This is a genomic window from Nocardia sp. NPDC004722 (genome assembly GCF_053601505.1).
The window spans coordinates 1-6,058 of the sequence record NZ_JBSGBY010000527.1; the positions used below are offsets into that span (position 1 = coordinate 1).

The window sequence follows — 6,058 nt, forward strand, 5'->3', positions numbered from 1 at the left end:
AGCCAGCGTGCCGGATTACAGCACAATGAGAAGGATGTCCGATTTTCTCCGGTGACATCCGGACACGCTGTTATCGCTGTCGCGCTCAGGCACCGAATCCACGCCCGCCATGGCGCGCAGGTCGGCGTCGGGGGTCAGGTCCGTGGCGGGCAGACCGGTCTCGGTGACGGCGATCTCGGTGACGGTGCGCAGGATGTCATCGGTGGTCATGACGGAACTCCATTCGGGGGGAGGGTGTTTGCGGTGGTGAGGGCCCGATCCAGCAGGGCGACCTCGTCGTCGCGCAGCGAGAGCTGATCGCGCACGGACTCGAGCGCGAAGGGGCGGTAGGTGGCGGACGAGGACGCGCAGCTGCCGCCGTCGGCATCCAGGATCTCGGCGGTGGCCTGGATCAGATCGCCGGAGCCGGTGGCCGACAGTGTTGCCACGCAACGGTATTCGCGGTCGATCGAGAGCGGGGTGAGGAAGCGGGTGCGTTGGGAGACCGTGAAGGCGGGCACGTGGCGGGCCAGCACGATCAGGTTGCCCATCACCTCGTCGCAGATGACGCCGGTCAGGCCGCCGTGCACGATGCCCGGGTAGGACTCGAAGCGGCGGTCCAGCCGGAACCGGGCCTGCAAGCCGTCCGGGTGCGGGGTGAAGGCCAGCCGCAGCCCGGACGCGTTGTGCGGGGAGCAGCCGAAACAGTGGTAGTCGGGGATGACCGACCACGGCACGGCGACCGTCGCCGAATCCGCTTTCTCGGCAACCGAATTCGCGGATTCCTCGGTGATGGGGGAGGGCACGACAGGGCCGCTACGCGATGGCCTCGGCCAGCGCGCGGCGGACCTTGGCGTTGCTGGACAGGTCCAGGCCGGTCATGGTCGCGAAGGTGCGGCGCACCTTGTCGTGCAGCACCTCCAGTTCGCCGTCGGCGGCGACCTGTTCGAGGAACAGCTCGAAGCCGGTGTCGATGGTCTCGTGGTCACCGAGTTCGGCGATCCCGGCCTTGAACGTGCTCACCGGGTGCTTGATCTTGGCCTCGGAGCTGTACACGTAGAGGGTCTCGAGCACCGACGGCAGTTCTTCGGGCAGTCGGGCCAGCCGCCCGGTGGCGTAGTGGATGAACTCGCGGGCATGCCCGGCCTCGTCGCGACTCGCGTTGAGCAGCAGCGACTTCAACACCGGCTCCTGCACCCAGGCCGACACCGCGCGGTAGACGTGGTTGACCGTCAGCTCCGAGATGATGTTGGTGGCCAGCGTCGCCGACGGGGTAGTGCCCGGCGCGTAGGGTTCGCGCATGGCGTCGACGGCCCGATCCTGCACATCCTCGCCGATGGCGCGCAGCCACGACCGGAAGGCATAGTGGTGCTGCACTTCCTGGTAACCCCACACCACGGCGAAGGTGGAGAAGTCGTAGTCGTCGACGAATTCGGCCAGGAAGCCGTGCACGGCGGCGATGACATTGGACTCGCCCATGGCCGCGCTCTTGGCCAGGGTCACGTACTCCGGGCGGACCAGGTCCTTGTCCACGGTGTCGAAGGCGAGGTCGCCCAGCTTCCAGTGCAGGCGCTCGTAGTGTCGGAAGACTTCATAACTGTGCACGGGTGCCTCCGGTTCGGGATCGAATAACGTTGGGCGTCACTGCCACTGGGGATTTCAGCGCTGCTGGGTGATGAGGTCGCGGGCGGCGAGGCGCTGGAGCTTGCCGCTGCTGGTGCGCGGGATGGTGCGCGGCGGCACGAGATACACCTCGACGGCCGCGAGTCCGAGGTCGGCGGCGACCCGGTCGCGGATGGCCCGTGACAGCGCGGCCGCCGCGTCGCCGTCGAGTTCGGATTCGGCGATCAGCGCGATCACGTCCGCGCCGTCGGGATCGATCGCGGCGGTGCAGCGCTGCTTGTAGATCCCGTCGAGATCGCGAACGGTGGCCTCGACGTCCTGGGCGTAATGGTTGACGCCGCGCACGGTGATCATGTCCTTGCAGCGGCCGGTGACGAAAAGTTCACCGGCACGCTGATATCCGAGGTCGCCGGTGCGCAGCCAGCCGTCGAGGAAGCGGTCGGCCACGGCGGCCGGATCGGCGCTGAGATAGCCGCCGGTGACCGACGCGCCGCGAATGAGGATCTCCCCGACCCGGCCGTCGGGCAGGTCCAGGCCGGAATCGGTGGACACGACCCGCAATTCGAGCCCGTCCACGGCCGAGCCGACCCCGGCCACCGCCCGTGCGCCCGCCTGCTCCGGCGACACCGGGTCGGCGTGCTGGGCGTCGGCGAGCAGCGCCCGGTCGACCCATTCGAACACCGGCTCGCGGCCCACCGGCGGGAACGCCACCGCCAAGGTCGCCTCGGCCATGCCATATACGCCGAACATGGTGCTCGGCGCGAATCCGGCGGGGGCGAAGCGATCCAGGAACCGGCTCACCACCTCCTGCGAAATCGGTTCCGCGCCATTGAAAGCGATGCGCCAGCGGCTCAGGTCGTACTCGGTGACCTGCTCCGGCGGCACCGCGCCCAGCAGCGCCTCGTAGCCGAAACTCGGCATGGCGGTGATGGTGGTGCCGCTGGCGGCGAATTCGCGCAGCCAGCGCGCCGGGTCCTTCACGAACGCCAGCGGCGACCACACGTGCGCCGGAATGCCGCGCAGGATCGCCGAGAGCGTGCCGAACAGGCCCATGTCGTGGAACAGCGGCAGCCAGAAGCCGCCCTGATCGTCGAGATCCAGGGCGATGCCGCGGCGGATGGCGGCCAGCCCCGCCATCACCTGGCGGTGGGTCAGCCGCACGCCCTTCGGCAATGCGGTGCTGCCGGAGGTGAACTGCACCACCGCCAGATCATTGGGCTCCACGGTCGGCAGAATCACCGGCTGAGCATCGTCGGAAAGAGTTGCGGTATCGAGGAATTCGACCGCGACGGCGTCGCCCAGCAGCGGCACCAGCTCGGCGAAACGCGGCGAGACCAGCACCGTGCGCATGCCCGCCGCCGCGGTGATGGCGGCCAGTTGCGGGGGATAGCCGCCGGCGCGGCGGGTGCTCGCGGGCAGCGGCAGGGGAGTGGCGGCCGCGCCCGCGGCGATGATGCCGAAGAAGCTCACCAGGAACTCCGGCGCGTTCGGGCACAGGATGCCCACCGGTTCGTCACGGCGCACCCCGTGCCGGATCAGCGCGGCCGCCGCGGCATTCGCGGCACGGTGCATTGCGGCGTAGTCCATGCGCTCGGCGGTGGACCAGAATGTCGCCGCGGTGTTCGGGTGCTCGGCGGCGATGAATGCGAGTCGATCCGACAGTGTGCCTTCGGAATTCGCGGAATCCATGACCGCCACGACAACAGCGAATAGTGTCCGGCCGCTGAACACGCTGTTAAACGTGAGCGGTGATAACCAGCCTCGATCAGCCAATTGCCGTGCGCGATAAAGAGATACGGCGATCGGACGATAGGCGTCGGCAATGGCCGCACGGCCCGCCCGCCGTGGCGGTGAGGATGAACTCGCGAAAACCGCATTCACAATTCAGGAGTCGCCGGTGAGTTCCGAAGCTGCCGCCGTCACGGATATGACCCGGGTCCAGCAGGCCGTCGTCGAGAGCATCGCGCCGCACCTGCGGCACAACCCGTACGACAGCTATCGGATCCTGCGCGCCGCCGGGCCTTTCGTGCCCGGCCCCCACGACACCCAGCTGGTCACCCGGCATGCCGAGGCGGCGGCCATCCTCACCGACGCGCGCTGGAGTCACGCCGAGGAACCCGACCTGCTGCACGGCGACAGCGACGTGGAGCTGCCCGGATCGTTCCTGTGGATGGAGCCCCCGGACCACACCCGGCTGCGGGGTCTGGTCGGCAAGGCGTTCACCGCCCGCACCGTCAGCGCCTTGCAGGAGCGCGCCACCGGGCTGGTGGACGAACTGCTGACCGCGATACTCGCCGAACGCGAGGTGGATCTGCTGGAGGCCCTGGCCTATCCGGTGCCGCTCACCCTCATCTGCGAGATGCTCGGCGTGCCCGCCGAGGCGCACGCCCAGGTGCGGGCCATGTCGGCGGGCATCGCCCGTGGCCTGGACCCCGACGTGCTGCTCAGCCCGGCCGAACTGGCCGCCCGCACCGCCGCCGTGCACGAATTCACCGAGTTCTTCGGCGATCTCGTCGAACAGCGCCGCCGGGCCCCGCGCGCCGATGTGATCACCGCGCTGGTGCAGGCCGAGGAGGCCGGGGTGCGGCTGACCCACACCGAACTCATCGGCACCCTGCTGATCCTGGTGGTGGCGGGTCACGAGACCTCGGTCAACCTGATCGGCAACGGCGTGCTCGCCCTGATCCGGGAGCCCGGGGAATTCCAGCGGCTGCGGGCCGATCCCGATCTGGCGGGCGTCGCGGTGGACGAGGTGCTGCGTTACGACGCGCCCGTGCATCTCACCACCCGCACCGCGCGGGCCGAGATCACGGTCGGCGAGCGCACTTTCGCGCCCGGTGACGCGGTGATCGTGCTGCTCGGGTCGGCCAACCGCGACCCGGCCGCCTTCCCCGACGCCGACCGGTTCGACCTGAGCCGATACCTGCCGGGCCGCCATACCGAACGGCACCTGTCCTTCGGCCTCGGGCTGCACTACTGCCTGGGCGCGCCGCTGGCCCGCATGGAGATGCGAACGGTGCTGCACGCCTTCGGTACTCGCGTCACCGAACTGAACCTGCTGGCCGAGCCGCCGTACCGGCCCAATGTGGTCGTACGCGGCATGTCCGAACTGCGTGTCCGTGTGGAGGGCCGATGAGCACCGCTGTTCCCGAGATCACCTTCGACGCCTTCGATTCCGGCCATCGCGCCGATCCGTACCCGGCCTACCGGCGGGTCCGCGACGCCGCGGCACTGTTTCCGTACCAGTTCGGGGACGTGCCGGTCACCCTGATCACCCGGTACGAGGAATGCGCGGCCGTGCTCACCGGCGCGGATTGGGGTCACGGCTACGCCGCGGGCATCAGCCCGTTCCGCGACACCACCGCCGCGATTCCCGGTTCGTTCGTGCGCATGGATCCGCCGCAGCACGGCCGCTATCGCAAGCTGGTGGCCAAGGCGTTCACGCCGCGCATGGTCGGCGAGCTCGCGCCGGTCGCCGGGAAAGTGGTGGACGAACTCGTCGACGTCGCCTTGGAGCGCGGCGAATTCGATGTGCTCGAGGATCTGGCGGTGCCGTTGGCGGTGGCCATGATCCCGGTGCGGCTGCTCGGCGGCGATCCGGCCGACGGTGCGCGGTTCCGGGAGTGGCAGCTGGCGATCGCGCGGGGGAGTGACCCCGACTCGCTGCTCGGGCCCGGCGATATCGAGGCGCGGGGGCGGTCGGCCATGGCCTGCATGGGGTACTTCGGTGAACTGGTCGCACGCCGCAAGCGGGAGCCGGGCACGGATCTGCTCAGTGAACTCGTCGCGGCCAGCGCCGACGGCGAGCGGCTCACGGAGGCCGAGGTCATCGGCATGGCGCTACTGCTGCTGGTGGCCGGGATGGAGACCTCGATCAACCTGATCGGCAACGGGCTGCTGGCGCTGCTGCGCCACCCCGAACAGCTCGAATTGCTGCGGGAGCGGCCCGAACTCGTCGAACCGGCCCTCGACGAGATGCTGCGCTACGACGCGCCCACCCAGTTCACCATCCGGGTGGCGCTCGCCGACACCGTGGTCGGCGGACGGCAGTTCCGGCGCGGCGACGGCGTCGTGGTGCTGACCGCCTCGGCCAGCCGCGACGACCGGGTGTTCCCCGACGCCGACACCTTCGACGTCACCCGATACGCCGGAAATCGCACCGCCCGTAAGCATCTGGGCTTCAGTCTCGGGATCCACTACTGCGTCGGCGCGCCCCTGGCCCGGCTCGAGGCCGCCGCCGCGGTGCGTGCGCTGCTCGAACGCGCCCCCGGACTGCGACTGGGCACGGATGCCGTCGAATACCGGCCGAGCCTGATCCACCGCGGTGTGATGGCGCTGCCGGTGACGGTATGAGCCGGGCCGACCGGCACGCCATCGTTATCGGCGCGGGCATCGCGGGACTGCTCGCCGCCCGAGTTCTCGCCGAATCCTGCACGCGGGTGACGATTCTCGAACG

6 protein-coding genes are annotated in these 6,058 nt (G+C 69.5%); 2 read left to right on the forward strand and 4 right to left on the reverse strand.

All coding sequences use genetic code 11. From position 1 onward, the window contains the following. Positions 1-15: 15 nt before the first annotated feature. From ACWELQ_RS35435 to ACWELQ_RS35450, 4 genes are read right to left on the reverse strand one after another with little or no spacing between them, the layout of a single operon-like run. On the reverse strand, positions 16-210 hold the full coding sequence (locus ACWELQ_RS35435) for a hypothetical protein (RefSeq protein ID WP_452401378.1): 195 nt from the start codon (positions 208-210) through the stop codon (positions 16-18). Continuing rightward, positions 207-785, reverse strand: coding sequence for a PaaI family thioesterase (locus tag ACWELQ_RS35440; RefSeq protein WP_452401379.1), 579 nt, complete (start codon positions 783-785; stop codon positions 207-209). The genes ACWELQ_RS35435 and ACWELQ_RS35440 overlap by 4 nt, the downstream gene beginning before the upstream one ends. Positions 786-795: 10 nt before the next feature. Beyond that, on the reverse strand, positions 796-1,584 hold the full coding sequence (locus ACWELQ_RS35445) for a ferritin-like domain-containing protein (RefSeq protein ID WP_452401380.1): 789 nt from the start codon (positions 1,582-1,584) through the stop codon (positions 796-798). 54 nt (positions 1,585-1,638) lie between these two features. Continuing rightward, a complete protein-coding gene (locus ACWELQ_RS35450; protein ID WP_452401381.1) occupies positions 1,639-3,291 on the reverse strand; it encodes an AMP-binding protein in 1,653 nt (550 codons plus the stop codon). A 208-nt stretch (positions 3,292-3,499) separates the two neighbouring features. Between ACWELQ_RS35450 and ACWELQ_RS35455 the strand changes: the two genes are divergently transcribed. Both ACWELQ_RS35455 and ACWELQ_RS35460 read left to right on the forward strand, forming a co-directional pair. Next, entirely contained in the window at positions 3,500-4,738 is a 1,239-nt protein-coding gene (locus ACWELQ_RS35455) for a cytochrome P450 (protein WP_452401382.1), read from the forward strand. Further along, the gene (locus ACWELQ_RS35460; protein WP_452401383.1) at positions 4,735-5,955 is read left to right on the forward strand and encodes a cytochrome P450; all 1,221 of its coding nucleotides are present in this window, start codon (positions 4,735-4,737) and stop codon (positions 5,953-5,955) included. The genes ACWELQ_RS35455 and ACWELQ_RS35460 overlap by 4 nt, the downstream gene beginning before the upstream one ends. Positions 5,956-6,058 lie beyond the last annotated feature (103 nt).